This window comes from Leptospira fluminis (assembly GCF_004771275.1).
Lineage (GTDB): Bacteria > Spirochaetota > Leptospiria > Leptospirales > Leptospiraceae > Leptospira_B > Leptospira_B fluminis.
Genome location: NZ_RQEV01000001.1, coordinates 183300 through 210002, shown reverse-complemented (window position 1 = coordinate 210002; position 26703 = coordinate 183300). Strand labels below are relative to the sequence as shown.

At 47.8% G+C, this 26703-nt stretch carries 28 protein-coding genes; 11 read left to right on the top strand and 17 right to left on the bottom strand.

The window, feature by feature from the left end:
• Window positions 1-68: 68 nt before the first annotated feature.
• Complete coding sequence (locus tag EHO61_RS01080; protein ID WP_135811788.1) at window positions 69-599, top strand: SET domain-containing protein; 531 nt, start codon at window positions 69-71, stop codon at window positions 597-599.
• 27 nt (window positions 600-626) lie between these two features.
• On the opposite strand, the gene EHO61_RS01075 is transcribed toward EHO61_RS01080, so the two are convergent.
• From EHO61_RS01075 to EHO61_RS01055, 5 genes are all read right to left on the bottom strand, one after another.
• On the bottom strand, window positions 627-1214 hold the full coding sequence (locus tag EHO61_RS01075; protein WP_135811787.1) for a DUF2179 domain-containing protein: 588 nt from the start codon (window positions 1212-1214) through the stop codon (window positions 627-629).
• Window positions 1215-1264: 50 nt separating this feature from the next.
• A complete protein-coding gene (locus EHO61_RS01070) occupies window positions 1265-2767 on the bottom strand; it encodes an HTTM domain-containing protein (RefSeq protein ID WP_135811786.1) in 1503 nt (500 codons plus the stop codon).
• A gap of 12 nt (window positions 2768-2779) precedes the next feature.
• Complete coding sequence (locus EHO61_RS01065; protein ID WP_246031937.1) at window positions 2780-3763, bottom strand: DNA-processing protein DprA; 984 nt, start codon at window positions 3761-3763, stop codon at window positions 2780-2782.
• 4 nt (window positions 3764-3767) lie between these two features.
• A complete protein-coding gene (locus EHO61_RS01060; protein ID WP_135811785.1) occupies window positions 3768-4643 on the bottom strand; it encodes a tetratricopeptide repeat protein in 876 nt (291 codons plus the stop codon).
• 317 nt (window positions 4644-4960) lie between these two features.
• A complete protein-coding gene (locus tag EHO61_RS01055; protein ID WP_135811784.1) occupies window positions 4961-5314 on the bottom strand; it encodes a DoxX family protein in 354 nt (117 codons plus the stop codon).
• A gap of 206 nt (window positions 5315-5520) precedes the next feature.
• On the opposite strand from EHO61_RS01055, the gene EHO61_RS01050 reads away from it, so the two are divergent.
• On the top strand, window positions 5521-5898 hold the full coding sequence (locus tag EHO61_RS01050) for a GNAT family protein (RefSeq protein ID WP_342776027.1): 378 nt from the start codon (window positions 5521-5523) through the stop codon (window positions 5896-5898).
• Here EHO61_RS01050 and ispF read toward each other — a convergent pair.
• On the bottom strand, window positions 5895-6380 hold the full coding sequence (gene ispF / locus EHO61_RS01045; RefSeq protein WP_135811782.1) for a 2-C-methyl-D-erythritol 2,4-cyclodiphosphate synthase: 486 nt from the start codon (window positions 6378-6380) through the stop codon (window positions 5895-5897). The two genes, EHO61_RS01050 and ispF, sit on opposite strands and share 4 nt — an antisense overlap.
• Window positions 6377-7348 carry a quinolinate synthase NadA gene (gene nadA / locus EHO61_RS01040; RefSeq protein WP_135811781.1) on the bottom strand — a complete coding sequence of 324 codons (972 nt, stop codon included), beginning with the start codon at window positions 7346-7348 and terminating at the stop codon, window positions 6377-6379. Before nadA ends, ispF begins: the two co-directional genes overlap by 4 nt.
• 254 nt (window positions 7349-7602) lie before the next feature.
• Here nadA and EHO61_RS01035 point away from each other — a divergent pair, with 254 nt between their 5' ends.
• The 3 genes from EHO61_RS01035 to EHO61_RS01025 all read left to right on the top strand — a co-directional run bounded on the left by EHO61_RS01035 (window position 7603) and on the right by EHO61_RS01025 (window position 11056).
• On the top strand, window positions 7603-8673 hold the full coding sequence (locus EHO61_RS01035) for a lipoprotein LipL41 (RefSeq protein ID WP_135767578.1): 1071 nt from the start codon (window positions 7603-7605) through the stop codon (window positions 8671-8673).
• Window positions 8654-9049 carry a LipL41-expression chaperone Lep gene (lep, locus tag EHO61_RS01030; protein ID WP_135811780.1) on the top strand — a complete coding sequence of 132 codons (396 nt, stop codon included), beginning with the start codon at window positions 8654-8656 and terminating at the stop codon, window positions 9047-9049. Before EHO61_RS01035 ends, lep begins: the two co-directional genes overlap by 20 nt.
• Before the next feature lie 93 nt (window positions 9050-9142).
• Window positions 9143-11056 carry a B12-binding domain-containing radical SAM protein gene (locus EHO61_RS01025; protein ID WP_135811779.1) on the top strand — a complete coding sequence of 638 codons (1914 nt, stop codon included), beginning with the start codon at window positions 9143-9145 and terminating at the stop codon, window positions 11054-11056.
• A 2-nt stretch (window positions 11057-11058) separates the two neighbouring features.
• Here the strand turns inward: EHO61_RS01025 and EHO61_RS01020 are convergent, their stop codons facing one another.
• Window positions 11059-13005 (bottom strand): serine hydrolase domain-containing protein, encoded by a 1947-nt coding sequence (locus EHO61_RS01020; protein WP_246031936.1) that lies wholly within the window; start codon window positions 13003-13005, stop codon window positions 11059-11061.
• 258 nt (window positions 13006-13263) lie between these two features.
• Between EHO61_RS01020 and EHO61_RS01015 the strand changes: the two genes are divergently transcribed.
• Window positions 13264-13527: a helix-hairpin-helix domain-containing protein gene (locus tag EHO61_RS01015; RefSeq protein WP_135811777.1), complete on the top strand. Its 264-nt coding sequence runs from the start codon at window positions 13264-13266 to the stop codon at window positions 13525-13527.
• A 14-nt stretch (window positions 13528-13541) separates the two neighbouring features.
• Here EHO61_RS01015 and EHO61_RS01010 read toward each other — a convergent pair whose 3' ends face one another.
• The 3 genes from EHO61_RS01010 to galK form a co-directional block, all read right to left on the bottom strand.
• Window positions 13542-14159, bottom strand: a complete 618-nt coding sequence (locus EHO61_RS01010) for a uracil-DNA glycosylase family protein (protein WP_135811776.1) — start codon at window positions 14157-14159, stop codon at window positions 13542-13544.
• 2 nt (window positions 14160-14161) lie between these two features.
• Window positions 14162-14581, bottom strand: a complete 420-nt coding sequence (locus EHO61_RS01005; RefSeq protein ID WP_135811775.1) for an STAS domain-containing protein — start codon at window positions 14579-14581, stop codon at window positions 14162-14164.
• A 99-nt stretch (window positions 14582-14680) separates the two neighbouring features.
• Complete coding sequence (gene galK, locus EHO61_RS01000) at window positions 14681-15784, bottom strand: galactokinase (protein WP_246031944.1); 1104 nt, start codon at window positions 15782-15784, stop codon at window positions 14681-14683.
• A gap of 230 nt (window positions 15785-16014) precedes the next feature.
• On the opposite strand from galK, the gene EHO61_RS00995 reads away from it, so the two are divergent.
• The 3 genes from EHO61_RS00995 to EHO61_RS00985 all read left to right on the top strand — a co-directional run bounded on the left by EHO61_RS00995 (window position 16015) and on the right by EHO61_RS00985 (window position 18873).
• Window positions 16015-17355, top strand: a complete 1341-nt coding sequence (locus EHO61_RS00995) for a glucose-6-phosphate isomerase (RefSeq protein WP_135811773.1) — start codon at window positions 16015-16017, stop codon at window positions 17353-17355.
• Between the two features lie 45 nt (window positions 17356-17400).
• Window positions 17401-17745, top strand: coding sequence for a hypothetical protein (locus EHO61_RS00990; RefSeq protein ID WP_246031935.1), 345 nt, complete (start codon window positions 17401-17403; stop codon window positions 17743-17745).
• A gap of 234 nt (window positions 17746-17979) precedes the next feature.
• Complete coding sequence (locus EHO61_RS00985; RefSeq protein ID WP_135811772.1) at window positions 17980-18873, top strand: hypothetical protein; 894 nt, start codon at window positions 17980-17982, stop codon at window positions 18871-18873.
• Between the two features lies 1 nt (window position 18874).
• Here EHO61_RS00985 and EHO61_RS00980 read toward each other — a convergent pair whose 3' ends face one another.
• Complete coding sequence (locus EHO61_RS00980; protein WP_135811771.1) at window positions 18875-19474, bottom strand: ClpP family protease; 600 nt, start codon at window positions 19472-19474, stop codon at window positions 18875-18877.
• Window positions 19475-19482: 8 nt separating this feature from the next.
• Entirely contained in the window at window positions 19483-20055 is a 573-nt protein-coding gene (locus EHO61_RS00975) for an RNA polymerase sigma factor (protein WP_135811770.1), read from the bottom strand.
• Between the two features lie 214 nt (window positions 20056-20269).
• On the opposite strand from EHO61_RS00975, the gene EHO61_RS00970 reads away from it, so the two are divergent.
• Both EHO61_RS00970 and EHO61_RS00965 read left to right on the top strand, forming a co-directional pair.
• Window positions 20270-20560 carry a type II toxin-antitoxin system HigB family toxin gene (locus tag EHO61_RS00970; protein WP_210415281.1) on the top strand — a complete coding sequence of 97 codons (291 nt, stop codon included), beginning with the start codon at window positions 20270-20272 and terminating at the stop codon, window positions 20558-20560.
• Window positions 20561-20563: 3 nt separating this feature from the next.
• On the top strand, window positions 20564-20965 hold the full coding sequence (locus tag EHO61_RS00965) for a helix-turn-helix domain-containing protein (RefSeq protein ID WP_135811769.1): 402 nt from the start codon (window positions 20564-20566) through the stop codon (window positions 20963-20965).
• Window positions 20966-21039: 74 nt separating this feature from the next.
• Here EHO61_RS00965 and EHO61_RS00960 read toward each other — a convergent pair whose 3' ends face one another.
• From EHO61_RS00960 to EHO61_RS00945, 4 genes are read right to left on the bottom strand one after another with little or no spacing between them, the layout of a single operon-like run.
• The gene (locus EHO61_RS00960; protein ID WP_135811768.1) at window positions 21040-21768 is read right to left on the bottom strand and encodes a sugar phosphate nucleotidyltransferase; all 729 of its coding nucleotides are present in this window, start codon (window positions 21766-21768) and stop codon (window positions 21040-21042) included.
• Entirely contained in the window at window positions 21758-22765 is a 1008-nt protein-coding gene (locus EHO61_RS00955) for a phosphotransferase (RefSeq protein WP_135811767.1), read from the bottom strand. Before EHO61_RS00955 ends, EHO61_RS00960 begins: the two co-directional genes overlap by 11 nt.
• Before the next feature lie 14 nt (window positions 22766-22779).
• On the bottom strand, window positions 22780-24294 hold the full coding sequence (locus EHO61_RS00950; RefSeq protein ID WP_135811766.1) for a hybrid sensor histidine kinase/response regulator: 1515 nt from the start codon (window positions 24292-24294) through the stop codon (window positions 22780-22782).
• Between the two features lie 20 nt (window positions 24295-24314).
• Complete coding sequence (locus tag EHO61_RS00945) at window positions 24315-26657, bottom strand: ATP-binding protein (RefSeq protein ID WP_135811765.1); 2343 nt, start codon at window positions 26655-26657, stop codon at window positions 24315-24317.
• Window positions 26658-26703 lie beyond the last annotated feature (46 nt).

Genomic DNA, 26703 nt, shown 5'->3' with positions numbered 1-26703 from the left:
TTTTTCGATCCCGGACTTGACTGATTAAAATTTTGCCCCCTTCCGGGGGAAGAGCAGGTTGATCTTGCATGATCGAAAGACGCACGAACAAATTCGGGGAATACGGAATTTTCGCCTCGTCGCGCATAACTAAAGGGACCCTTCTTTTTAGCTATAGCGAGTGGATCGAGGACGAAGAGTTCGGCTGGAAGGTGCTATCCGTCGTAGAAGCGGAAGCACTCCCCGAGTCCGAGAAGGAAATCTTCATGAAATACGGCTATGACGTAGATTTTGGACTCGTAACCGGACCCACCGGCCCCCAGTTCGTCATTAACAACTCCAACTTCATGAACCACTCTTGCGATCCGAATATGTGGTATGATCAGAACGATAATATCATCGCAAAGCGGGACATTCGAAAAGGGGAAGAGCTGACCATCGACTACGCGAATTTCGTAGTGAACTTCGACCAGACCTTTGAATGCCGCTGCGGAGCTCCGAATTGCCGGAAATACATTCGCAAGGACGATTGGAAGATTCTTTTGCCGGAGTATCACCTCAACTTCCCGGCGTTTATGCATAAAGAAATTAAGAAGCTCCTGGTCAAAGTTCCGGCTTGATCCTTCGCGCCCGGGTCTCCCGGGCGTTTACTTTCTGATTTTGGATTGCCTTCTCCAGAGAAGGCCGGCCAAAAATTCCCCTCCGGACTCCTCCTTCCAAATTCCGAGGTCGCTGGTTTTCCTGGCGTTTTCGATCGTGTAAAACGCCCTCGGAGCCGTTTTTCCCAGGATTTCCAGAACTTCCGGAACCTCTTTTCTGCGTAGGAAGGAAAGGATTACGGTTACCGGTCCTCGGGAGCCGAAGGCGTCCAATCGGGTGGTTCTAAACCCGGAGCGGGTCAGACTTTCGATGATATTTTCTCCGCTTCCCGAAACTATGATCCGTATGAGAGAATGGCCGATTGCGAGCTTTTCCTCTACCACCATTCCTAGGAAGGTCCCTGTCGCAAAACCGGCTCCGTAAGCGACGTAGCAGAGGGCATTGTTCAGGTTCCGGATGATCTGAGTGATGACGATCAACCATAAAAGGACTTCCACAAAACCCAGGGCGGCGGCGAGGATTTTACGTTCCCGGGAGATTAGAATGATTCGGACCGTTCCTATGCTGACGTCCGTAACCCTTGCCAGATAGATTCCAAGGGGGAGGAAAACGTACTCTGAGATCCAAGGGGGCATAGAAGTTATCGAACGGGAAACCGCAGGATTCCGCCAGTAAAATTACGAGTTTATCTTTCTTCGGCCAGGATCCAATCCTGGGAAAAAAAGGTTTCTTTGACCTTCATTAAGTCCCGGGTAGGGTTCACGAAGGGTTTACTTTTTCTGCCGTTCAGGGAGACGGTGATGTCCGCGTAGACGGCGACCTCGTCTCCGGTCTTTTCTTTCTCCATCCGTCCCAGATAGTGGGAGAATTGTAAAATCAGATCCGGATTGGTGCTCATCGGGATTTTTTGCCTTTCGGAAAGATAAGACTCGGCAAGGACGAAACGGACTTCACCCGTTCTTACATTTGCGACCCGAAAGGAGGTGATCGCATTTTTTTGGGCCAGCATGGTCTGCCAGGAAAAGCGCGACCCTTGTTCCGTCCAAAGTACGTTCCCGGAATAAAGTCTATGTCGCAGAGGCATAAGGATCTGCACGATAAGATAAACGCATAGGACGTACGGTCCCAGGTATGCGATCCGGGAAGAACGCGGTTCCGAGAGAGGAGTTCCCAATCTTTTTCCCCACCGGTCGAATCCTTCGATACGGTTCAGCAAGTGTAATAGGACCTGAGCGGAATCGAACCGAAAACGGACGGGAAGTTTTTGCCAAACTGTCCGGAAAAGATTTCTGAATTCTCCGTAAGGAAAGATTCCCCTGCGCTTTAGAAAATTCCTCAGGCTCAAAGGCCAGTAGGCGGAGAGGAAGAGGGCCGATCCCCAAATCATGATCCAAGGGAACATTCCCACGGGAAAGAGTTCCCAGATCAGAATTTGGAATATTAAGACGAAAGCGTACGTCCAAGATCTGAATTTCGGTTTTAACAACAGAAAGGGGACGACTAGATCGAATAGCAATCCCGTATAACCGAACGTATATCCGGCGATCGGGGTCGCGAAAAATTTTCCGATCACCGGAAAATCCGTGTCCTTAGCCAGCCAGATTTTTAAAGGCTGGGCTCGGACAAGCCAGTCGGACTCGATTTTGGCAATCCCTCCGAAGAAGTATACGCAGGCGAATTGGAAGCGTAGAAGCCAGAGGTTCCAGTTGCGTATTTTCGGGTTGGACCATCGACCCGTTCTGTACGCTTCCAGAAAATGTCCTATAGATAGGCAACGATCGGCAGGCAACCAGACCATAATCCAAAGTAGCAGCGCGAGCAGATAGGAATGATTCAGATAAAAGGCGGAGTCGATCAGGTTGAAATAAACGAAACCTAAGAAATAGATCGTAATGCAAAGCCTGTACAGGATGCCTAAGCAGATGCCCAGGCCCGCGATCGACAAGATCCAAAATAAAGGGTAGAGAAGCCAGGCAGGCAAAACTTCCACCCAGGAAAAACCGAAATATTTAAAATGGAATTCCGGCTCTAAAAAAAATTTTCCGATCCAATCGTTCAGGAGATACCTGAGCGAGATCGAAGTGCATAGGATTCCGAGTCCGAATCGAAACAAACCTAGAGACCAGGCGGGGGAAAAATCCGTCATTTCGGTCCGAAGCCGATCTAAAAAGCCAAACTTGGTTTTCATTCCTTTTTCGGCCTAGCCTTCCGAGGTCAGATACCCATTCCCTAAATGGATCCAGTTATCGTCCAATGTTTCTTTCCCCAAACGGGCCAGCGTTTCGGGCAAGTCCCGGAAATCCTCGGGTAAAAGATCGTCTTTGTGGAAGAATTTTCCGCTTCTATCCGAAAGTCGAGGAAACAGAAGAAGGTTTGCGCCCTCCGAGATCAGTTTTTTTCCGCCTTCGTTACGGGTTTGCGCGGGATGGTCGAATACATAAATTTCCCGATTTTGGGAGAGCGCACTCGAAGCCGACGAGATCGCGCCGCTTTTTGCAGGAGCTTCCATCAGAAATAACGTCGGGCAGATTCCCGTGATGATCCTGTTTCGTTTCGGAAACGCGTACTTGCGTACGGGAAAATCGGGAGGATATTCCGTGACGATGAGGGCGTTTGCGGCGCTCTTCATCCTTCTGAATAAAGCTCCGTTTTCCGCAGGATATTCCTTTTCGGGGCCCGTTCCTAGAACACCTAAGACGAACATTCCCGCATTCAGAGCCGCATCCATTACTAACGCATCCGCTCCGAGGGCGAGTCCTGACACGAGGCCGGAGTATCCGATTTCGGATAAAAGCAAAGGCACGGATTTGCAGGCCAACCTCGTGATCGGAGAAATCGATCTTGTTCCGACCACCGCCGCGAGATTTTGTCCTAGAACGTTCCGGTCTCCGATGCAGAACAGATTCGGCGGAGGATCGTATATTTCTCTTAATAATTTAGGATAATCGGAATCGTAGTAGCTAAGAACGAATCCGCCTAACTTTTCGAAGGAGCTCCTATATCGTTTCGCCTCCTCCTTTACGAGGGAGCGGATAGAGGCAGGGAGAATTTTTTCCAATTCGGCAATTGCTTCGCGTTCGGAAGAAAAGCGGGAGAGAATCCCTGATCGGACGATCAGGGATTGCAATTTGGGAGAACTGAGAGAAAGAGAATCCATACAGAGAGCGGAATCTTTTTTCCGCAAAACGTTATTTTTCGCTCGCTTCCAACTTTTTCAGATCGTTCTGCACGTTTTTATAGGAATCGTTTTCCTCCAGATTTTCCTTGATAAACCCGTCCTTTTTCAGGCCCTCCAACGCGGACTTGATCTGTAGATATTCCTCTTTCGCTTCTCCTATTTTGCCTAGCCGGTAGAGGAAATTCGCCTTTGCAAATTTTGTGGGAACGTTTCTGGGTTCCTTCCTTAAAATAGAATCCAAAAGGACGAATGCCTTGTCCTGCTCGTGAAATCCCGCCTGAATTCCTTCCCAAGACGAATCCGCCATGGAGGAATCGAAATAGATCAAGGCCAATTGGAAGGGAAATCTGGAATCCCGGGGATCCTGACGGGATAGAGCTTGGAAAATTTCGATGGCCGTCTGCCTTCGGTTCGGCTCCCAGCCCCGGTCTTTGGAGGCGTTCGCGTACGCCAAGCCGGTTTCGAAGAGCAGTTGTTGGTCTACCGGCATCAATAGAAGAGCCTTATCGAAATAGGGTAGAGCCGATTCGAAAAAGTGCACGTCCGCCCCTACAACCTCGGATTTTTTGCCGTTCGCTTCCTCTTGGATCGCTTTATTATAATATTTGGAAGCGAGATCGTAGTCGCCGATTTTCATGTAGCCTTGGGCGATCTTCCAACTGAGTGCTCCCGCAGATCTTGTTTTGGAAGCGAGTTCCCGGATTTTTTTTTCCAGTTCCACGATTTCGGATTCGTCCATGGAGAGTCTGCGTTTCCAGGATTCCAAATCTTCCACTGTCGGGGGCTTGTACGTACTTTTGGAGGAAAATTTACTGAGATTCTTGCAGGAATCAAAAGCGCCGGAGAGAAAAATAAGAAGTATGGATACGGAGGAGAAAGTCTTCATTTGAATAGGAAATACGGTGCCAAAAAACCGTAGGACGGTCTATGGAAAATCAGGTTGGATGACGGAATTTTGCGAAAAGACGGAGGAAGGGACTTTGGACTTGAGGTTTGTTGGAACTCCTGCAAGCACGAAAAAACTCTTGTCGGTTTGTAGTTTTTATGATATGGGCTGCAGGATGGGTACCACCGCACCGGCCCCCACCCAGAGCAGGGTGGGGCCACCGTTTGCGAACAGACGGAATCATAATTCCAAGACTAGAATTGGAAAAGAGAAAGAAGTTTCTTTCTTCTCTCTCTTTTCTTCCTTTCTCCCCGGAATCACTCGTTGTCTTTTGAAATGCCCGCAATCACCAAGGCTCCACCTAACAATCCCAGGTCCTTTAAGAGAGCCGTTACTTCTTGTTGGTTTCCTCCCGCTGCCGGACCTAAATGGATCAATACGATATATAAGCCTAACAATACGGCTAAAAGAGTCGTAGCCAATTTCGTTTTTTTGTTGATAAAGATACTGACTGCCGCAGCGATCATCGCAACGCCCGTTAAGTAAACCCAAACGACCTGAAAGGGTATATAAGAAGGTACTAATCCGGCCATTCCAGGAGCGTAAATCAGGTGAAAAATCCCGAAAATTAAAAACGGAACTGCATATAGGTACTTACCTACGGTTTTCATAATCAAATTCTCCTATGAGACTTCGCTCTTGAGGCGGAAGCGCTTCGCAGTCGATTCCGGCGGAGCTCGGAAACTTCTTCCCCAAAGAGACCGTCAATTCATATTGTTATTTTTGACGCCTGCAAGGAGAAAACGGTTTGTCATTCGGAAAAAAAATAATTCCCCCGGCAGGATGGCGAATTGCGGACTCGAAAGACGTAACATTTTTGTCCGAGTCGGAAAGGATCTGCTTTCCGGATTCCTTTTGGACTCCGATGGGAATCAGCGAGCATATCTCTTTGCATCCTGCCTGGATTCGGGAAGAAACCGGTCATCTGCTTTTTCTGGATTTGGGAGAAGAAGCGGAATTGCTTCGGATCGGAATCTTTCCGAAAAAAAGAGGTTTCGGTGAGGCTAAGCGGGCGCTCTCTTATCTGTGCTCCGTTTATCCCAGAGTGTTCTTGGAAGTCGGCGCTTCCAATCTCGTAGCAAAGGGTTTGTACGCTTCCTTAGGTTTTCGGGAAATCGGAAGAAGAAAGGATTATTATTCCTCCGGAGAAGACGCGATCCTGATGGAAAATCGCCTAACGGAAGGGCATTCTTAATTCTTTGCCAATAGTACCACGCAAATGGTGCCGATTCCTTCTTGTCTGCCGATCGCTCCCATTTTTTCCGTAGTGGTCGCTTTGATGGAGACGCAGTCTTGCGGAAGGCCTAGTAACCCGGATAAGGTCTCTTGGATACGGAATCTATGCGGAGAGATTTTCGGACGTTCCCCTATGATGGTGCAGTCCGTATTGACCAGTTCGAATCCTTTTGTTCTCATCAGCTCCAGGGATTTTTCCAGGATGATTCTTGAATTCATATTCTTGAACTTCGGATCCGTGTCCGGAAAATATTGTCCTATATCTCCCAGGCCCAAGGCTCCCAAAATGGCGTCGGCTAACGCGTGCAATATTATATCCGCGTCGGAATGTCCGACCAGAGCGTATTCGGACTCTAGTAAGGTTCCTCCCAGGATCAAATCTCGGGAAGGATTCAGTTCTAATCGATGAAAGTCCAGTCCTTGGCCGATGCGAAACGTCATTTATAGCTGATATCCAACATTCTCTGAACGGCCATTCTTCCCTTTTCAATCACTTCGGGATCCAATTCTATTTCGTAACGTTCGTACAGGAGAGCGTCCCGAATTTTTTCCAAGGTGATTTTCTTCATGTGTGGGCAGGTGCGGCACGAAGAAACGAAACTTCTCTCGGGAAATTCCGCGCGTAAATTGTCTCCCATAGAACATTCCGTGACTAAAAAAACGTCCTTTGCTCCGGAGTCCTTGATGAATTTGGCCATTTGAGAGGTGGAACCGGAGAAATCGGAGATTGCGACCACGTCTTCCTTGCATTCCGGATGGGAAATTACTGTGACTCCGGGCCATTGTCTCCGAACGGAAAGGATATCCTCGGGAGAATACATTTCGTGAACCATGCAACGTCCGGGAAAGGAAATGATTTTCTTTTTGGTTTGGTTTCGGACATTCCCCGCCAAATATTCGTCGGGTAGAAAGATTACTTCGTCGGAATCCAGAGAATTGACGATTTGGACGGCATTCGCGGAGGTGCAACAGACATCCGTCTCGGCCTTTACGTCCGCAGTACAATTCACGTAGGTGACGACCGGAATTCCGGGATACTTGGCTTTGAGATCTTGGACATCCTTCCTGGTGATACTTTCCGCCAAGGAACATCCCGCTTTCAGATCGGCAATGAGGACCTTTTTTTCGGGAGACATAAGCTTAGCGGTCTCCGCCATGAAATGAACTCCGTTAAAAAGAATGATTTCCGCCTTCGTGTCCGCCGCTACCTTGCTGAGATACAAAGAATCACCGACGATATCCGACACTCCGTGGAAAATATCGGGAGTCATGTAATTGTGGCCTAAAAGAACGGCATTCTTTTCCTTTTTGAGACGGTTGATTTCCTCGATCAAAGGGAGTTTCTCGTCGATCTCGTGGCTCATGTACGTAGATTCCAGAGATCTACGAATTTCATCTGCGGTTTTCATATTGCCCCCGGAGTCTTTTTTTCGGAGAATTTCCTCTTTTTTTGACCGTTTCGGACGGCCTTTCGGCAATGGAACGTTCTAGAAATTAGGTTTTCGTTTTCCGGTCCGTTTTGCAAGTGATAATACCTTCTCCGAAATCTGCGGGAATTCGTTTTAAACGCGTCCAATCGTAAAATAAATTGACAGGAAAAGAAATCCCCGAATCAATACGTTGTTATTCTTAAAATCATCCATAAAGGATTGGTATTAACCCAATGAAAAAAATCGCTTCTCTGCTTTTTGCTGGAGCGTTGGTATTCTCACTTTCCAACTGCGCAGACACCGTAGACGTAGAATATCCCGTTTTCCCAAAAAATAAAGACGGACGCCAATTACAAAAATTCCTTGGCTCCATTCGTAACGTTGGTTTGGCTGTGGAAAAACCCCAAAAGAGTCTTTGGGAAACCGTTTTCGGAGCGGGTTCAAGCTTTATCGATCAAATGCCGGCGAAAGTTTTCGAAGCATTCGATAAAGAATCCTACTACAGACTCATCGATTTGAGCAAACGTGCCGACGCATTGAACGAAGCTACCCTGAGCCTCACCGGTATCACCAAAAACCGTGCAAAAATCGGAAACATGTTAGGTGCGGAAGCCATTCTGTATATCGGATACCAAAAGCCTTATACGGAATGCGGTAGCGAGATGATGGTGGATTACGGCGCTGCAGCGATGAAAGTCGGTGGTGCTCTCGCTTCTATGGCGACTGGTAAAAATATCGACACCAGCGGTAGCGGACCGGTTACCAAACAAACCGGAATTCGTTATATGCTGATCCCTCTGGACGCTACTTTGATCAAAGTAGAAACCGGAGAGGTTAAAAAAGCCGTCGTTTCCAACCCTGCAAAAGTAGATGCAGGAGTAGGCAACTTGGCATGTCCTTCCGTACTGGATTCTTTCGGTAAGGCGTTGGATCAAGCAGCAGGCTATATTAAGGAACGTCTTTCTCCGCTGGTAAAAACCGAAAGAATCAGCGTTTATACTAAAGACGAAGATCCCGAAGTAGCAGGTTATCTGGACGACGGATACCAAGAGATTAAAGGAGAAACTCCTAGCTTCAAAAAAGCGAAAGAAGCTTGGGAAAAAGCAGACAAAAAAGCCGGAGGAAAATCCGGAGCTGCAAAAGCAAATATCGGAACCTATTACTTCTCCGCAGGAGATTTTGAAAAAGCGATCAAGTATTACGAAGACGCTATGAAACTCCCGGGTGTGAACAAGAACGAGATCAGAGAACTTCGCAAACGCGTCGAAGCGGCAGCAGCCGTCGATGACAGCGGCGATAAGTAATCGCATCTCCTACTTTTTCGGAAGAGGGAAAAGCGGACGGTTTACGTCCGCTTTTCTTTTTTGTATCCTAATCGTCTTCCTGACGGCATGTTTTAGGACCAAACCGAAACCGGAAGAGTGTGCGGATGCCCAAATTCATATCGTAAAACTGATTGCGGACGACGAAAGTATGCCCAAACAGGTGCAAGCATTGATGCTTCGGAGTATCTTGAAACCGGAGATGAACGAGGCCATCGTAAATCACTGCATACAGCACAAAACCTTGAAACAGGTGCAATGCGAGCAGAATGCGGCTAAATTTTCGGAATTGAATGTTTGCAAAAAATACGGAAACCCGGAAGAACCTCCGCCCGCAGGAAAAGTTTCAGGCGCTTAAGGATTCCCGGATCGATGGGTTCTTAAGAGCGGAAACACGCGATTTCAGGATTGTCACGGGTTTCCACCGTCTAAAACCTGGAAACGGGAAGAGATGGCAAAATTAAAACTCGTCCAACTTCCGGTCCCTCCTCCGACCGCATTCGCCGCTACGGGGAACGTTCCCTTGGCCGCAGGATGTCTGGCGGTCTCCGCTAGGGAAAACGGTCTGGAAAAGAAAGGCTTGGAAGTCGAGGTCTTGGATCCTTCCGTTACGGATTCGGAAGGAGACACGAGTCTCGCAGATAGAATCGCCCGGAATGAACCGGAGTTCGTAGGCTTTTCCCTTTACCTTTGGAATTCTGAAAGAAGTCTCCACTTGGCTCGGGAAGTGAAAAGCCGATCCCCGAAAACGAAAATCCTGATCGGCGGTCCGGAGGTAAATCCGGACAATCCGTTCGTACTCTCGGAAACGGGATACGACATTGCGGTTTCCGGAGAAGCGGAAAGTACGTTCGCCAGACTCTTGACGACTTTGTTGGAGCACGAGGATATAATCGCCGTTCCGAACGTGGCGGTACGAGGTAGGGACGGTAGAATGGGTCCTTTTTCGCAAGAGGAAAATGCCGCGTTCCCTTTGACTACGTATCCTTCTCCTTATTTAGCCGGTTTCGTTCCTGTGGACCCCGCCCGTTCCACATATTTGGAAACCGTTCGGGGCTGTAGGTCCCAATGCACGTATTGTTTCTATCCGAAAAGCAGCAATGTACTTAGAACATTAGATATTCCTGAAACGATCCGTTTGATACGCGGCTTGAAGGAAAGGGGCGCCCGAGAGCTGGTCTTTCTGGATCCTACCTTCAACCATAGGCCGGGTTTCGAGGAATTTTTGGACTCTATCATAGATGTGAATTCCGACCGGCAAATGAGTATGTTCGGCGAGCTTCGTTCGGAAGGGATAACGGAAAAAATCGCGGATAAACTCGCAGCAGCAGGATTCGACAGGATCGAACTCGGTATGCAATCGATCAATAAGGAAACTCTAAAGCGGGTCAAACGTTACGGCAGTCCAGAAAAGGTCGCGGAAGCGGCCAAGATGTTGGCGGACCGAGGGATCGAACTTTTGCTGGATTTGATTATCGGACTGCCCGGCGATAGTCCGGGGGATGTCCTGGAAGGGATCGATTTCTTTTTCGAAAAAGGTTTGGGGGAGTGGGTTCAGGTTTTTCCTTTGTCCGTGCTTCCGGGAACGGCAATGAGAAAGGATGCGGAAAGGGAAGGTTTGATTTATCTTCCCAAACCTCCTTATAGGGTCATTCGCACTCCGAATTTCTCTCCGGAGGACCTTGCTTCCACCCTCTTTCGTTCGGAGGACCGTTTGGATAGGCGGCTGGACGAAACGCCTAGACCTTTTCTTGCGGATTTCGATCCGAGTATGCGGGACGTATTCCTTTTTTCGGAAGACGGAGCGACGGAGGAAGGTATTGCGGATTTTTCCGTTCCGGGTTCCCGACATATCGCCGTTTGGTGGGAAGGAAAGAATTTGGAATCGAGCAAAAAGGAATTCTTTTCAAAACTGAGAATTAGGCTCCTCAAGGATCCATACACGGTCACGGACGTCGTCCTTCGCCCTCGGGAGCCTTTTTCTCCAAAGCTAATTAACGAAATCTTGATGGAATTTTCGGCGATCCCGGCCTCCTATCTTTCCAGGACCTTGGCGCACCGGGGGGAAAACATGTTGCATAGAGTCGTGCTGGTGCTGCCGGAAAACGTTTCATTTCCCGAAGAATGGTTGGGCATCGTTTCGGAATATGTGCCTGTGTTCCGGGAAATGAAATGGGAGGAAGCCGTGCGAAAATCCGTCGAATTGGGCGGGGAATTCCCCGGTGCAAGGATTCTGGATCGGGAATTCCATGCGGGAGCCTGGGCGATCCTGTCGGAAAATGCCGATCCAGAGGCAGTTCTGTTTGCTGATCGGAATTTGGAAAAAAAGTGGTGTTGGGAAGTCCTAGGGTATTCGGAAAAATAAACTCATTCCCGCTGCCTGGAAATACTCAGAGTGTGCAGGTGCAGGTTTTTTAACAAACGCGAAAGTGTCCGATTGGAAGTACACGCCGTCTTGCTCGGGGGAAGGTGGACACGCGAGGTCTCGTGGTGTAATTTCACTTTTTTCATTCTGTATCCGGAATAGGTCAGAAGTTCTCCTCCTTTTTCGTCCAACTCGAAACTCAAGGTATCCCCTAGGTTTCTTCCGTGGCCTAGTACGATCAGAGTATTCTTGCCCAGGGGCCTGACGGGAAAAACCGAATGGTTGGCGACACCGGGGATTCTTAAGGACATGTTCATCATTATGAATCCGGTATCTTCGTCGTAAGAAAATTGCAGTTTTTCTAATATATCTTCCGGGTCGGCGCACTCGGGTTTATAGGTTTCCATTCTATCCTGCCACTCGGAGGTTAGAGGATAAGGCTCCACTTTCTCCGCAAGACCCAACATTCCTCCCTTCGGGATTTGAGTGGTGGAAAAGGCAAGGGCGGGTTGCTTAGCGAATTCGTGCAGAGAGATCCGAATCTTATCCAGGTTTTCACGATCCCGGTCGAACAACCCGAAGAGTGTCGGGATTTTCGGCAAGAAATCCCCGTTCATCAGGGGTTGGAGGGAAAACTCGGAGGAGAACATCGTGAGCTTGGGATTTTTTTTCCCGAACTCGAGTCTGTGTAAACCGAAAGGAGAGGCGTAATATCCTTCCCATTTCTTCCACACTTTGATCTGCTCCGGTCCGGGATTTTTTTCTATTTTCGTTTTTATGCGAAGACTTTGCCTACGTCCGGTTTTGACTTCGGAAAGTGTGGATAGGAATTCGATCGCGAGTTCCTCCAGTCCCGTCGATCCGCTACTTAAAGTATTGGAAACCAAGAAGACTCCGGTTTGGTTTTCCGGATCCAGAAGTAGATAGGAGGAAAAAGGGGGAAGGTCTCCTCCGTGTCCCGCGAACAGGAGATTTCCACGAGTGTCCAGGAATCTCCATAGCGGGAGGCCGATCTCGAAATCCAGGTCTCTCTCTATGCCTCTATTTTGTTTTTCGTAGAATTCCGAAAGGCTTCTGCCGGTCATCAACTTATTTCCCTTACCGGCCTTCGTAAATAAGGCTTTGATAAACGAATTCATATCCTCGGGAGTCGTGGATAATGAAGTAGCCGCCAAATCCCTGAGTTTCGGGACCTTGGTTTCCGTCTTCCACAGCCATCCGGAATAACCTTCGGATTTTTGAGCCTCGGGTAAATCGTCGAAAAAACTCGTGTTCTTCATTCCCGCCGGGTCGAACACGAATCTCCTCATATATTCCTCGAAACTATAACCGCTTGTCCTCTCCACGATGATGCTTAAGAGGGAGAAACCCAGATTACTGTAGGCGAACGCGGTATTCGGGGGACGTGTGAGGTGGATGCCCTGTAAAAGGGGAGGCAGTTCGTTGTAAGGGGATTTATCCAAAGAATGATCGGATAGCATCCAATCTTCGAATACGTCCGAAGGTAAGCCGGAATGGTGCGTGAGAAGTTGGCGGACCGTAAACGGTTTCGCTTCCGGAAACCGGGAAGATACGCCTTTCAATTCGGGAATATATCTCTCGGCAGGGTCGTCCAGGATCACTTTTCCGTTTTCCGCCAATTGTAAGACCGCGATCCCGGTGAATATTTTGGAAAGGGATCCTACCTTGAAGATGGTGTTTTCCTGAACCGACCGTTCGGATGAGGCTTTTCCTAACCCTCCTACGATGGATTTTCCGGAGCTGTCGGTAATCGCGAAACCTATGCCTACGATTTCTTCCTGCCTACTTCTTTCCCGTAATTTTTGCATAACGACGTCGTGCAGATAATCGTAGTTTCCGGCGATGCCGGCGGCCGGCCTGACGGCGACGGAACTTCCGCAGGATAAAACCGTGAGGAAGAAAAAGGATAAAACCGCTTTCCGGAACATTCTTACATTCATAATCGTTAGTTCTAACAGTTTATACGAATCTCGATGATGAGACGACAGAACTTTACAGGTTCAAACCAGGATATATTTTCTTTTCGCTTATGCAAGTCTGTTCAGAGAAATCGCCGGAAATCGCGCTTGCGAATCCGAAAGCGGCGCAGAACGTTTCTTTTCCGATTTACGTCCCGAAAAAAAAGGAATTGGACAAACGGTTGCAAATACTTGATTTTCTCGGGGATTTTTATAGCATAAGTTTTCATGGTGCGCAAGGCTGTACTGAAAGAATTCAGGACTTTACCGGGAGTGGGAAAGGTGATCGCGGAGGACTTGTGGAATCTAGGCGTCCGCGGAAAAGAGGATCTGGCGGGCCGCAATCCCGAAAAACTCTATGACGAACTTTGCGTCCTGCAAGGGGCGAAGGTTGACCGCTGCATGTTGTACGTTTTTCGGTGCGCCGTTTACGTTTCGGCGACTTCCGATCCCGATCCAAATCGGACGAAATGGTGGAATTGGAAGGATTAAACCGAATTTCTTTCCTAGAATTTTAAGAGCTCACGCTCGACAGCGGGGTGCTTTCGGATCAGGTCCAACGCTTTGGCGATCAGGATTTTTCCTTCCTGAGTATGGTTCCAAACGTTCAAACCGGAAGGATGGGGAAGAGGGATCCAATCCAGCTCTATGCCATGAAACTCTCTTCTGAATTTTTTTCCGATTACGTCCTCGAGTTTGTATTTTTTCTCATCGTGCAATTGATCGATCGCGAGTTTCCCGATCGGGATCACTAATTCAGGCTTGTTGAATCTGACCTCGAAGGCCAGGAAACCGGAACAATTTTCGATTTCCGAAGGATCCGGTTTTCGATCTCCGCTTTTCGCTTTTCCGGGAAAGCAGCGGCAGACGGCCGCCATATTCACTTTCGATCGATATAGTTCTTCTTCGACGCCGATGGAGGAAAACCATTTGAAGAGAGTCTTTCCGGCGGTATACGCGAAGGGCCTTCCGTATCTTTCTTCGTGTATCCCCGGGGCCTGACCTATACTCATGATCTTCGCGTTCGGGATGCAGCCTTGGACAGGATTTCCCTCCATCTTCGGGCATAATCTGCAATGGAGAAGGGTCTCTATATGATTTTGGAATTCTAGAGGTAGGGACATCCTCAAGGCGAGAGTAATTTCCAGGCTTCGGCGGAGGTGGTGCCAACCTTGATCAGACTTTTGAGTTTGGTGAGTTCCAGGATCTTATTCACTTGAGAAGAAGGGGAAAAAACCGCGATCCCACCTTTTCCCATTTTAACCAAACGGGAATGCGTCGCCATAAATACTCCGAGACCCGAAGAATCTATGTATTTCACGTTCTCCATATTCACCAAAAGATACAGGAAACCGCGATCCAGGAGTTGAAAGAATTTCTCCTTCATGATCTGTGCGGAATACAGATTGATTTCTCCCGCTATCCTTACTACCACCGCGTCTTGCGGGAGTCCAAGCGGGGTATGATTCGGATCCAGAAAAACCCCCAATTCGGGCGCATCATGATCGAATTCCTTGCTATCTAAATTAAAGGGAGTTTCCGCCATAATTTCCGAACGATTCTTTCCGGGTTTAGTTTGGATTTACCGGCTCGTCGAACAGTCTGCGTTTTGTCTGGGGATTTTTCGACCGTTTTTTCTCTTCCGTCAGCGTTCTTCGCGGACTCCTTCCGAAATTTTAATCGGATAAATGTCAGCGGAAACGCCGAATTTCCGGGAATAAGCGTCATTACATTCGGAAAAAAGGGAAGACCCGCGTCCGATCCGATCCAATACGAGAACACAACCTCCGAATCCGCCACCGATCATTCTGGCACCCATGACTCCCTTTCCTTTCATCCAATCCACGATATAATCCGTTTCCGGACAGGAGACCTCGAAGAGGCGAGAAAGGGAGTCATGGCAGGAATACAGGGATTTTCCCACCTCAATGGCGTCTCCTTTTTGCAAGCTACGAATCACGTTATGCGTTCTTTTGCGCTCTCCGATTACGTGCAGAGCTCTGGACATTTCCCGGGGAGTGAGTTCCTTTGACTCGTCCAGCCATTCCTCCTCGGCATGGTACAGAGAAGTCAATGTCGGTCGGATTTTCTTGAGTTTTTCCAAGGCAGATTCGGTTTCCTTTCTTCGATCGTTGTATTCGCTGTCTTTCAAACTATGTTTTACTTTGGAATCGATGAGAACTAATTCGCAATCCTTCCATTCCAACGAAATATACTCGTATTCCAATGTCTCCGTATCCAAAGAAATACAGCTCTCCGGCTTCGCCACGGAGATGACGAACTGGTCCATAATTCCGCAGTTGACTCCTACGAATCGGTTTTCGGCGGATTGTCCTAAGAGTGCGATCTTTGTCTTGGAAAGATTCCACCCGAAAAGTTCCGAAAGGGAATAGGCTGTTACCACTTCCAATGCCGCCGACGAGGAAAGTCCGGCTCCTTGGGGAATGTTCCCTCCGAACGCAAGATCGAATCCCGGAACGGGTAAGCCTATCTTTCCCGCTTCGGATACGACTCCCAAAACGTAATTGGACCAGGTTTGGATCGGGTCATACTGAAGCGTTTCGGAGATTTTCCAGGAATCGTAATCCAAAGAATAAATCCGGAAAAGATTCGTTCCGTTGGTACGGACCGCCGCGGAGATTCGGAAATCGATGGCGGCAGGTAAAACGATTCCTCCGGCATAATCCACATGTTCGCCGATAATGTTGATTCTGCCAGGGGCCGAAAAAAGACGGATCGATCCGGCCATCTGGGATTGCGGAAGGGAATTCAAAATGCGGATCAGTTCTTCTGTTTTTGGACCTTGCATGAAAGCTTTCCGGCTTCGACCGACCGAATCCGGAGCCGCTTAGGATCGTAAGGGAGTCCCGAATTTCAAGCCTCTTTTATTCCTAGAAGTAGAAACTCGTAATTTCGAATCCGCATCTTTTCCTTGCTATCCGGGAACCTGTCGGTATTCTGCCCGGATCGGTAGGACGTATGACTTTTTCTTTGGAATTAAAAGATCGCTTTGCCTCCGAGTTTTTAGGGAAGGATCCTAAAAACGAATTGTGGAAGGACGCCGGGAGCGCGCTCGAGAATTTAATTTCGGGGAAGGGAAAGGGGAGCGACTTTTTGGGATGGGTCCGCTACCCGCAAAGGCTTTTATCTTCGGAGCTCGACAGAATCGTATCGGAAGCGGAACGAATCCGGAGCCAATCCGAAACGGTAGTACTGATCGGAATCGGGGGCTCCTATCTCGGAGCCAAGGCCGTGATAGACGCGACCAAGCCGCATTTTTTCCGGCCGAAGATCGGTTCCCCCGAGATCATATATGCCGGTCACCATTTGGACGGCAGATACCATTCCGAATTATTGAAATATCTGGAAACCAGGGAATTTTCGATCAACGTAATATCGAAGTCGGGGACGACGACGGAACCTGCCTTGGCGTTCCGGCTGCTATGGAATCTCGCAAAGAAAAAATACGGAGACAGGGCCTCGCAAAGGGTCATCGCAACCACTGATTCGGCGAAAGGGGCTTTGCGGAAAATGTCGGAAGTTCTCGGGTTTTCCACATTCTCCATTCCGGACGATGTAGGCGGAAGGTATTCCGTTTCGACTCCCGTCGGCCTGGTTCCGATAGCGATCGCAGGGATAGACGTTCGTACTTTTGCTGCCGGGTTCCGAGATGCGGCGGACCATCTTTTAAGTAAAACTTCACCGGAAGAGAATCTTTCCTGTAGATACGCGGTTTTGAGGAACAGATTTTATCGCGAAGGAAGGAAGATAGAGGTTCTTTCGAATTTTACACCTTCGTTAAGTACTCTTACCGAATGGTGGAAGCAATTGTACGGAGAGAGCGAGGGAAAGGACGGAAAAGGTATCTTTCCGGCCGGAGTCAACTTGACTACGGATCTGCACTCTATGGGGCAATACCTTCAGGAAGGGGAAAGGAATTTATTCGAGACGGTGCTGCGTCCGGAAGAGGCATCCGCGGATCCCGTGGTTCCTGCGGACGAAGAGGATTTGGACGGTTTGAATTTTTTGGCGGGAAAGCCGATGAGGGAAGTGAATCGTCAGGCGATTTTGGGGACCTTGGCCGCACATTCGGAAGGAAACGTTCCCTGCATCGAAATTTGTTTTCCGGATACCGGTCCGGAATATATAGGAAATCTAATGTATTTTTTCGAGCTGGCTTGCGGTATTTCCGGCAGCTTATCCGGCGTAAACCCTTTCGACCAACCGGGGGTGGAGGCCTATAAGAGAAATATGTTCGCCCTTTTGGGAAAATCCGGCTTCGAGGAGCTAAGGGAAAAATTAAGAGCAAAAGGAATATGAAAGATTCGGACTTGACAATCGGAAGATTTTGATCGCCTTTGAAGTATGGCAAAGGAACGGAAAGCTTTTCGTTTAATATTCGCCGGATTGGCGCTCCCGGCTTTGCTTTTTTTTCTGCATTTAACCCATTCCAATCCTTATTCCGGAAAAAAAATTCCCACGACGACCCCGAGCATTACGGGACCCGCGACGCAATACTATCAGAGCGGCGATAGCTTTATCGAAAATTCGGAAAAGGCGGAGCTTTCGTTCGACGGTTTCGATTCTCAAAAGATACATAATCCCGGGCTGCTCGATTCCAAAACGTCCCGCCAAGATAGATTTCCATTCCGATTCTGTAAACTTCTCGCCCAATATCTTCTGAACATTCCCCCTCCGATTTCGGCCTAATCGAAATCCTGCTCGTTTCGTTACGGGTGATTCGTTGTATTGGAATCGGGGAAAGATCTCCGCGTACTTATCAAAACTAACGTAGCACCGTATTGTAACCGATCTCGGTAAAGGGTTTCTCTTTGCCGAGGTCGGGGTTTTTTTATCCGGTTTCGTCGCGAAAAAAAAGGCGACAGGCATTATCGAAACCCGATACTTTTTATTGGAGAGAGCGACTGCTATCCCCGGATGCAAATGAACCTCGAATTTGCCAAATGGAATCGCCTGATTCAGGCAATGGAGGCGGGAAAAAAAATCATCCTCCACGGTATCGTACTTTCCGGTACCTATAAGACGAATCTGGAGAACTATCTTCGGTTTTGTCTGGAATTCTACCAAAAGTCGGATCTTCTTTCCCCTTTGCTTTCCCTTTTGTCCACGTTACTAGAACGGGCGCACCAGGAAAACTGCCTGGATTCCTATTTCAGAACTAAAGGATGGAATTCGAGCGAGTCGGATACTCTCCTGGAACGAGAAGAGGAGTTCTGGCGATCCTGGGATTTTTCGGATCCTATGTCCGCCCGCTCATTGTTAAAAGAACAAGGATTTTATCTTAGAACAGTACTCTCCCATAATCCTACGGGGATTGCCGTGGAGATTTCTAACAACGCGATCGTTCCTTCCGAATCGGAGGAGGATCTGACGGAATATCTTTCCCGCGCGAAGTCCTATCAGAACGTTTCCGACTATTACGAGGATTACCCGTTTGACGAGGAAGGAAGACAGATCGGCCTTGCTCTTTCCTTGGTACAATTTAAAGAAATCGGAATACGGCCCAGTTTATTACGATTCGATACGCCGGACGGGGAACACGTATTTCGAGCGGAACTTCCTTTCGGAGAAAAATACGAATCCTTAACGAAGAGACTTAGTCAGGACGAAGAGGTGAGGCCCTTCCCGGATCATTTCATAGGAACACCTACCGAGACTCTAGAGCCATGGAAACTTTCCACCTGCAAGCATTGCGGAAGGACTGTGGACGACCGGATTTTCTTTCCATCGATTCCTGCGGACGTTCCGTTACGAGTGGTCTCGGAAATTCCCGCGCATTTCGGGATCTGCGCCTGGTGCCTTTCCGGATATATCTGATCTAATCCTTCTCTTTTTCGGAAGGGACCCAGCTTTTAAAAACGAAGTCCAAGATACCGTATTCCACGGCCTCGTCCGCCGAAAGCCAGAAGTCGCGATCCGTATCCCTTTCCACTTTTTCCAAGGCTTGTCCCGTTTGTTCCGAGATGATTCTATTGATCTCTTTCTTTTCGCGTTCCACCATGGTTGCGAAGATTCCTAGATCGGTTGCCTTTGCCTCCAAGCGACCGGGCACATGAGGTTGGTGAAGCATGATTTGACTGTGGGCCATAGCGGATCTTTTTCCTTTGGTTCCGGAAAGAAGAAGCAAGGCGCCGAAACTCGCCGCCAAACCCATGCATACAGTTCGAATATCGTTCGGGACGGCTTTCATCGTATCTAAAATCGCCATTCCGGAAGTGTTTGCTCCTCCGGGGCTATTGATGATCAAGGTGATGTCCTTTTTCGGGTCTTCCGAAGAAAGATAGAGGAGTCTGTCGACCACATGTTTGGCGGTCGCGTCGTCTACTTGGCCCCAAAGGAATATTTTTCTTTCCTTGAGATGGCCTTCGTCCAAGCGGATTCCGAGAGGAAGGTTTTCGGGCAAAACGGGTGTTTCCATAGATTTTTCTAAGAGGCGATGGCCATAGGTTTGTGAAGGACCTCTAGCCATTCTTTTCGATCCGATTTGGTCAGCAGATTTCTTCTCAATAATTCTTTGCTTCTTCGTAGACGATTTTTCAGGTTTCCTCCGGAAATTCCCGTTCTTTCCGAGATCTCTTCGTAACTCAACTCTCCGAAATATCTGAGATTTAGGAGTTCTCTCTCCTCGGAGGGGAGTTCCTCCAGGGCTTGCAGTACCTCCTTTCTCCAGAGGTCCTCATTCGGATCCGAATTCGAAGAGACGGCGATTTCGGGACGGAATTCCCCCGAAATCAAATCCTTCCGCCTGAGAATGCGATCGGAGTGCTTGACTACGAGTCGTCGGAGTAGGAAAGGAAGTGCCTCGGGCTGTCTCAGATTAGGCAGCACCTTCCAGGTTTCGAGAAAGACTTCCTGCGTCAGATCTTCCGCCTTTGCTTCGTCCCGGATCCGTTTTCCGGCCTCGCTGCGGACGTATTTTTCGAACCTGGAAACCAATTCGGTAAAAGCGGTTTCATCCCCTCGGGCTGCCTCTGTTACTAGTACGGTAAAATCGCGCATATATGTTCCAGCGTCCCTTTTTAGACGTCGGCGGTGTACACTTTTTCGGGTTTTTCATCCGCTACCGATCGAATTGAAATCCGGTCGGATAGGGGGTAGCGGTTTTTCCTTTAGGTCGAATATAAAGAAAGTTATACGCAATCACTAAAAATTCATCTTGAAATAAAAAAGAAAAATGCTTTTCACATCTCATTATGAGATATTCTTTATATAAGTGCATATAATTAGCTGGAAAAAGATCTCAGATTTTGTAATTAAACATCCAAACTCAGGATCTTCTTTCAAAAGCTGGTTTAAAATAGTTCAAAATACGGGTTTTAAGAATTTTAACGAATTAAGAAAAGTATTTAAAAGCGCAGATCAGGTAGGCAAATTTATAGCCTTTAATATTAGCGGGAATCATTTTAGATTAATTTTCGCTATTCATTACAATAGAAAGAAAGTCTTTATTCGACATGTTTTAACGCATTCGGAATATGATAAAGGAAAATGGAAGGAGGAATAGGATATGATTCTTGAATTAGAGCGTGTAAGAAATGTATGGCCAGAAGTTAAAGATCTGCTATCTGTTCCTCATTCCGACAAACAATACAAAAAATTATTAAAAGCTCTTGATAAATTAATAGATGAGATAGGTAACAACGAAAATCACCCATTGGCTCCTTTAATGGAAACAGTTGGAAATCTCATTGAAGAGTACGAAAAGAGCAACTTTGAAACTATTAGTGGAAGTCCTGTCGAGATATTAAAATATCTCATGGAAGAGAACGGGTTTACTCAAAAGGACATGGTGGAGTTGGGCAGCCAGGGGGTTGTTTCCGAGATTCTGAATGGCAAAAGAGAACTAAATATTCGTCAGATTAAGGCGTTAGGAAAGAAATTCAAAGTTTCTCCTGCAGTCTTTATCTAACCAAATTAATCAGCGACTTCGTAGAGCCGTCTGCTCCGACTCAACGCTTAGACTTTGACGCCCGCGAAACGCGGTCAAGCTTCGGTCGATATGAACTCTTTCCATCCGGGACCTAGTTTGTGTCCGAAATCGGTGTTCCGAGCCGCTTCGTAGAATTCTTTTTCCCCAAGGTCCATCCATTCTCCCGGAAAGATTCTGCCTCCGAGTCTCCCTTGTTTCGCCAGCTTTCGGAACGTATCAGCTAGATCGTAAGGTTCGTTCGGGCTCAATTCTCCTAAGCATTTTCCCCGTATCCAGGAAAGACCTATATAAAAATAGCCCCCGGGGGAGAACTCGACCTTGCCGTCGTTTAAAGAGAGGCCCGTGTAATCCGCGTCAGGAGGAATTTTAGATAAATATAAAATACAATCGTAGGCGTCTTTTTCCGCGGGAGTCGGCCAGGGGGAAAAATCAGCTTTAGGAAAAAGGATAAAATCCGGATTCAGGATCAGGAACTCCTCGTCCAGGTTCCAAAATCTTTCAAGAGCGGTTCGGATTCCTCCGCCCGTTCCGAGGATTCTCGTTTCCTCTCGGGAAATGCGGAGAGGAAACGTCCGGAATTGTTTCAAATTCTTTTCCAATACGTCGGCCAAATAGTGCGAATTCGCGATCCCTTCCTTGACCCCCCATCTTTCCGCCCAATAAAGGGAATAATAGATGAGAGGAACGCCCGCAATCGGGAGTAGGGGTTTGGGGATTTTCTTGGTCCATTCCTTCATCCTGGTGCCGAAGCCGGCGCAGGGGAAAAACGCCTTATCGTTCATCCGGGATTCCTTCCAACTTTTCCGCGAATGCGGCGTTGCCGGAAAGTTCCTTTTTTAGAAAATGGAAGAAGAGAAACAATTGGTCCGGAAAAAGTCCGACTTGCGCGATTTCCAGTAGATTCTCCAGGCATGACAGTATGCTGGCTCTGTATTTGTCCTGGCCTTTTTCGGCGACCAACATAAAATACGAGCCTAGGGCTTTGTAGGATCTTTGGAGACTCTGCAGATAAAAGCATTCCTTGGATCGCGGGAATCTCGAATCCGAGAGTTTCATGAAAAGAAGAAACAATCCCCTTCGCATAGCAAAAGGTATGGGACGGTATGCGTCGTAAAGCAGACTGGAAAGATCGTAAAAAGGAGTCCCCATTCTGGCATCCTGAAAATCGATCATCGTGATGCTTCCGTCGGGGGAAAGCATTAGATTTCTTGCATGAAAGTCCCGGTGGCAGAAGACTTTTATCTTATATTCGGCGAGAAAAGCCGCCGCCTCGTCCAGGAATATTTTCACTTCCGCGCGGAGATCCGTTTTTAATCCGAAACGTTTTGCGAATTGCAGAAAGGAAGTGTACGTAAACTGATTCTCGGAACGGAGTTTTTCGTAATCGAATTCCCTGCCGGAGACGGGGGCTTCCGGCTCGAGCTTCTGCAGCTCCGTTAGGAGTTCCACGCATTTTACCATATACTCCCGGTATTCTCCGTCATCTTTGACGAAAGTCAGGTCCTTATCGCCTTCGTCGGAAAGTAGGGTCAAATTATGGATCAAGTCGGTTTTATATACGTCCGGAACACGGAAGCCGTGGGATCGAAGAAAATTGCCTATATCTACGAAGTCGTGCTGAAACCGTACGTCCTTGCAAAGGATTTTGGAATCTCCCGGATAAAAAACCCTATAGTATCTGCGGGCCGAAGCTTCCGGAGTAAGCTCCTCTATTTTAAGCGGGAACTTTCCGTCCTGGACTAAAAATCGGAGCTCGACTTCTCCAATAGACTGTGACATAGAGACAACTTGGCCTAGTTCGTCAGTTTGTCGGGAAATACCAAGCGGAATTCAGTCCCCTTATCCGGTTCCGAATCGATTTCGATCCTGATTCCGAAAAGATCGGCGATTTCCTTTGCCACGAACATTCCTAAACCGGTGCCTTGGCCCGTCTTTTTGGTAGTGAAATACGGTTGAAAAATCTTTCTTAAGATCTCTTGGCTCATTCCGATTCCGTTGTCCTGGATTTTGATCATCGGATGGTGATTTCGTTCCAAAACGGAGATTTGGATTCTGCCTTTATTTGCCGTGGCGTCCGCGGAATTCAACACTATGTTCGATATCAGTAGGCTGAGTTGATCAGAGTTGGAGAATATCCGCACTACTTCTTTAGATTTTTGGAATATTATTTCACATTCCTTAAGGCGGGAAGCTTTTCTGAAGACTTCGATGACGGATTCCACGACTTCGTTCAGATCCAGGATCTCCTTTTCCTTTCCTATCTCGCCCGGTTTTCCCAATTGGAGAAGATTGAACGTCAAATTCTTCAGTTTTGTAATCTGATTCCAGGTGACTTGTATGGCTCTATCTTTCAGATTTTCGTCGGAATCGGGAAGCCGCGCCACTTCGATAAAACCTTGTATCGCGGTAAGGGCGTTATTGATCTCGTGACCTATGCTTGAAGCGATCGTAGCCAAAAACGCCCTTCTTTCTGCATCTATCAGTTTTTCGGAAATTAGTATCTTCTGGGTCACGTCTCTTGCGATTCCAGTGTAATACGTCCTACCGTTCATGACGTATCTACACACCGAAATGTCGAAAGTCCTGGGTTCCCCCTTACGGTTAATGAGCTCCGCGTTATGCAGTCTAGCGATTTTATGTTCGGACTTTCGGTGAGTGAGCTTTTCGATGCGCTCGAGGTAGGAGTCGCGATTTGTCGGTCGGATCAGTAGTTCGACTTGTTGTCCGACCAATTCTTCCTCGCCGTACTGAAACTGTCGGAGGGCGGCTTCGTTTACCGCCCGGATCACAAGAGACTCGTCCAAAGTGATTACGCAATCCCCTGTAGTTTCCAAAATCAGACTGTTTCTATAATTTAAATCCTTGAATTGCTGCGCGAGATGGGTTTTTTCCCTGACGGTCTTGAGGATTTTTCGGGACTTTCTATCCTTTTCCTGCTTTTCCTTTTTCGCGTTTTCCAAAACCGCCAGGAGGCTCTGTCGGGTAACCGGTTTGGAAATATAATCAAAGGCCTTATTTCTAAGCGCTTCCTCCGCGGTATGGAGTTGGGGATTTCCCGTGATCAGTATCACAGGTATATTCGAATTGTATTTTTTAATTTCCTTGGCGACTTCCAAACCGTCCTTTCCGCTCATCATGATGTCGGAGATCACTATATCTATCGGATTTTCGCGGACGATCTGCATTGCCGAAGCGAAGTCTTCGGCGACGAATACGTTATATCCTTCCCGAGAAATGACCCTTTCCAAAGCCGTTCGGATATCCGATTCATCGTCGACTACGAGTACATTCGGGTGATTTTCGGTCATGTCGCCTTTCTATAGATCCTTCATGTCTTTCCCACCGGGATCCGGATCGTAACCTTGGTGCCTTGCCCCCGATTCGATTCCAGCTGAATGGACCCGCCGTGATCCGCCACGATCCTTTGAGAGATCGTAAGGCCCAATCCGGTTCCCTGTTTCGTTCTACGTGTCGTGTACAAGGGAAGAAAGGCCTTTTCTGCAACTTCGGGACTCATTCCCGGACCGTTATCTTGAATGGTAAAACCGACCGTCTCTGTGTTCAAATACATTTCTTTTCGGGCGGAAACTTGTATGGAAGGGGATTCGGGTTTATGTTCCATCTCGGAGATGGCGTTTACCGCGTTAACGAGACAGTTTATCAATACCTGTTCGATTTCCTGCCAAGCTACGTGAATTTGCGGAAGTTCCGGACTGGTAATCCGTTTTAATTCGATTCCGCTTTTTCTGCAACTGACCTCGATCAACTCGCAGGCTCGGAGAAGGATGAAATAGGGGGAGACGAGTTCCTTTTTTCTGGGGGCTCTTCTTCCCAGATCCAGGAGTCCTTTGATCAGATCGCGGATCCTGATGGCTGCTCCCTCTATTCTTCTGTATACTTTTTTTCGTTCGTCGGGATCCGGATCCTCGTGCTCCAATAGATCCTCCAGATAAAGAAGGCTGGATTGGAGAGGGTTGTTCACTTCGTGCGCGATCCCGGCGGCGATCTCGCCGATAGACGCGAACTTTGCCGTCTCGTACAGTTGTCTGTCCAGGAGTTTGGTTTGGGTCACGTCCGAAAAGATCAGCATGGCCGTTATGGGAAGGTCCTGGTATTTTTTCAGAGGGATAAACTTCACGGAAAAGAAATTTTCCTCCTCTCCCAACAATGCCATCGAGAAATCGTAATATACGGGTCTCTGGATCTTTACGCAATCTTCGAGTTTTTCGATGATTTCGTTCCGGATCTCGTCCGCGAAAAGTTCCGGAAAGTTGTCCCCTGGAGCCACGTTCAGGAATTGGAAAAGGAAGAATTTCAGGATCGGAGCGACTTCCATCACCGTTCCCTGCGGATTTAATATTACGATTCCATTATTCATGGATGCGAATAAGTTTCGGAGTTTTAGCTCCGAGGCGCGTATCAATTCCTCGTTTTTCTTCTGTTCGGTGACGTCGAGCAGTAATACGATCGTACCTATCCGGTTGCCGTAATCGTCCTTTAAGGAGGAAGAGACTAAGAGGAAAGGGATTTCCCCGTCGACGGAATTCCCGAGCAATATTTCCGCCTTGGATCCGAGAAATACCCGGTCCGCAGATTCGGCGTCAAGCCTGAGAAGGTCTCGGATCTGTTTGCCGAGGGTCTCCTCCTTGGGAATATTCAATAAATTCGCTATATTCGAATTTGCATATGTGATAAAACCTTCCTCGTCCGTGGACAATAAAGGGACTTCTATGGAATTTAACAGAGCTCCTTGGAATTGGAGTAATTTTGCGGTTTCCCTTCTTTGTCTTTCTATCCGGATAAACTGTAGGGAAGAAAGCAGATCTTCTATGACTTCCAAGTAAAGATAATTTTCACCGGAATCGAAGGCCATATTTTCCTTGGAAAGGATCTCTATTCCGCCGACGATTTTATCCTCTTCCTTGACTACGAGACTTAAGGATCTTCTGAAATCGGACGTTCCCAGGTTTCGCTCCCATTCGGGGAAGGAGCCTGCTCCGAACTCGTGTATCACGAAAAGTTCATTGCTTTCTATGAGGCTGCGCATGGGGGAGGGAAGTTCCTCCTTTAACCAGGAGTTTTCCAAGCGCTCCTTCCATTCCTCCTCCGAGTCGGATTGGACGATCACTTGGTCCGTTCCGTCTTCTCTTCGATAAAATCCCCAGATCAAACTGTAATGAGGATTTTCCCGCAGAGTATCGCAGACTTTTTGGAAAAGCGTAGAAGCGGAACTCAATCTCAAGGATCTCAGGTTGAGTTTGAGTAGGCGTAGGCTTCTCAAAATACTCTGCAGATAATAGAGTCGCAGTTCTGTCTCCCGGACTTCGGATCTTTTATAAATATGAAAGACCAACGGCGCTTTGGGGTCGGGAAGAAGGGCGTTGATCGTGAACTCAACAAGAGTCATGGAGCCGTCTTTTTTTCTCAGGTTCCATAGCAGAGAAATGCCTAATTCTTCGGCACCTAAAATGTGATTTCCGATTCGTTCCGGTCGGGACAGGAGTTTGCTAAGAGAAAGTGTCTGTAGTTCGTCTCTGGTATAGCCCAGAATTTCCGTCGCTTTGGGATTCGCACTAAGTATACTGTAGGTTTTAGGTTCCAGGATCAGGATTCCTTCTTGTGCGGGGAAGAAGGCGTTTTCCAAAATGGGAAGGAGTTCCTGGGTTCGCATGATAGATGCTTAAGTATCGGAAAATAATCGGTCAGATTTTAATCCA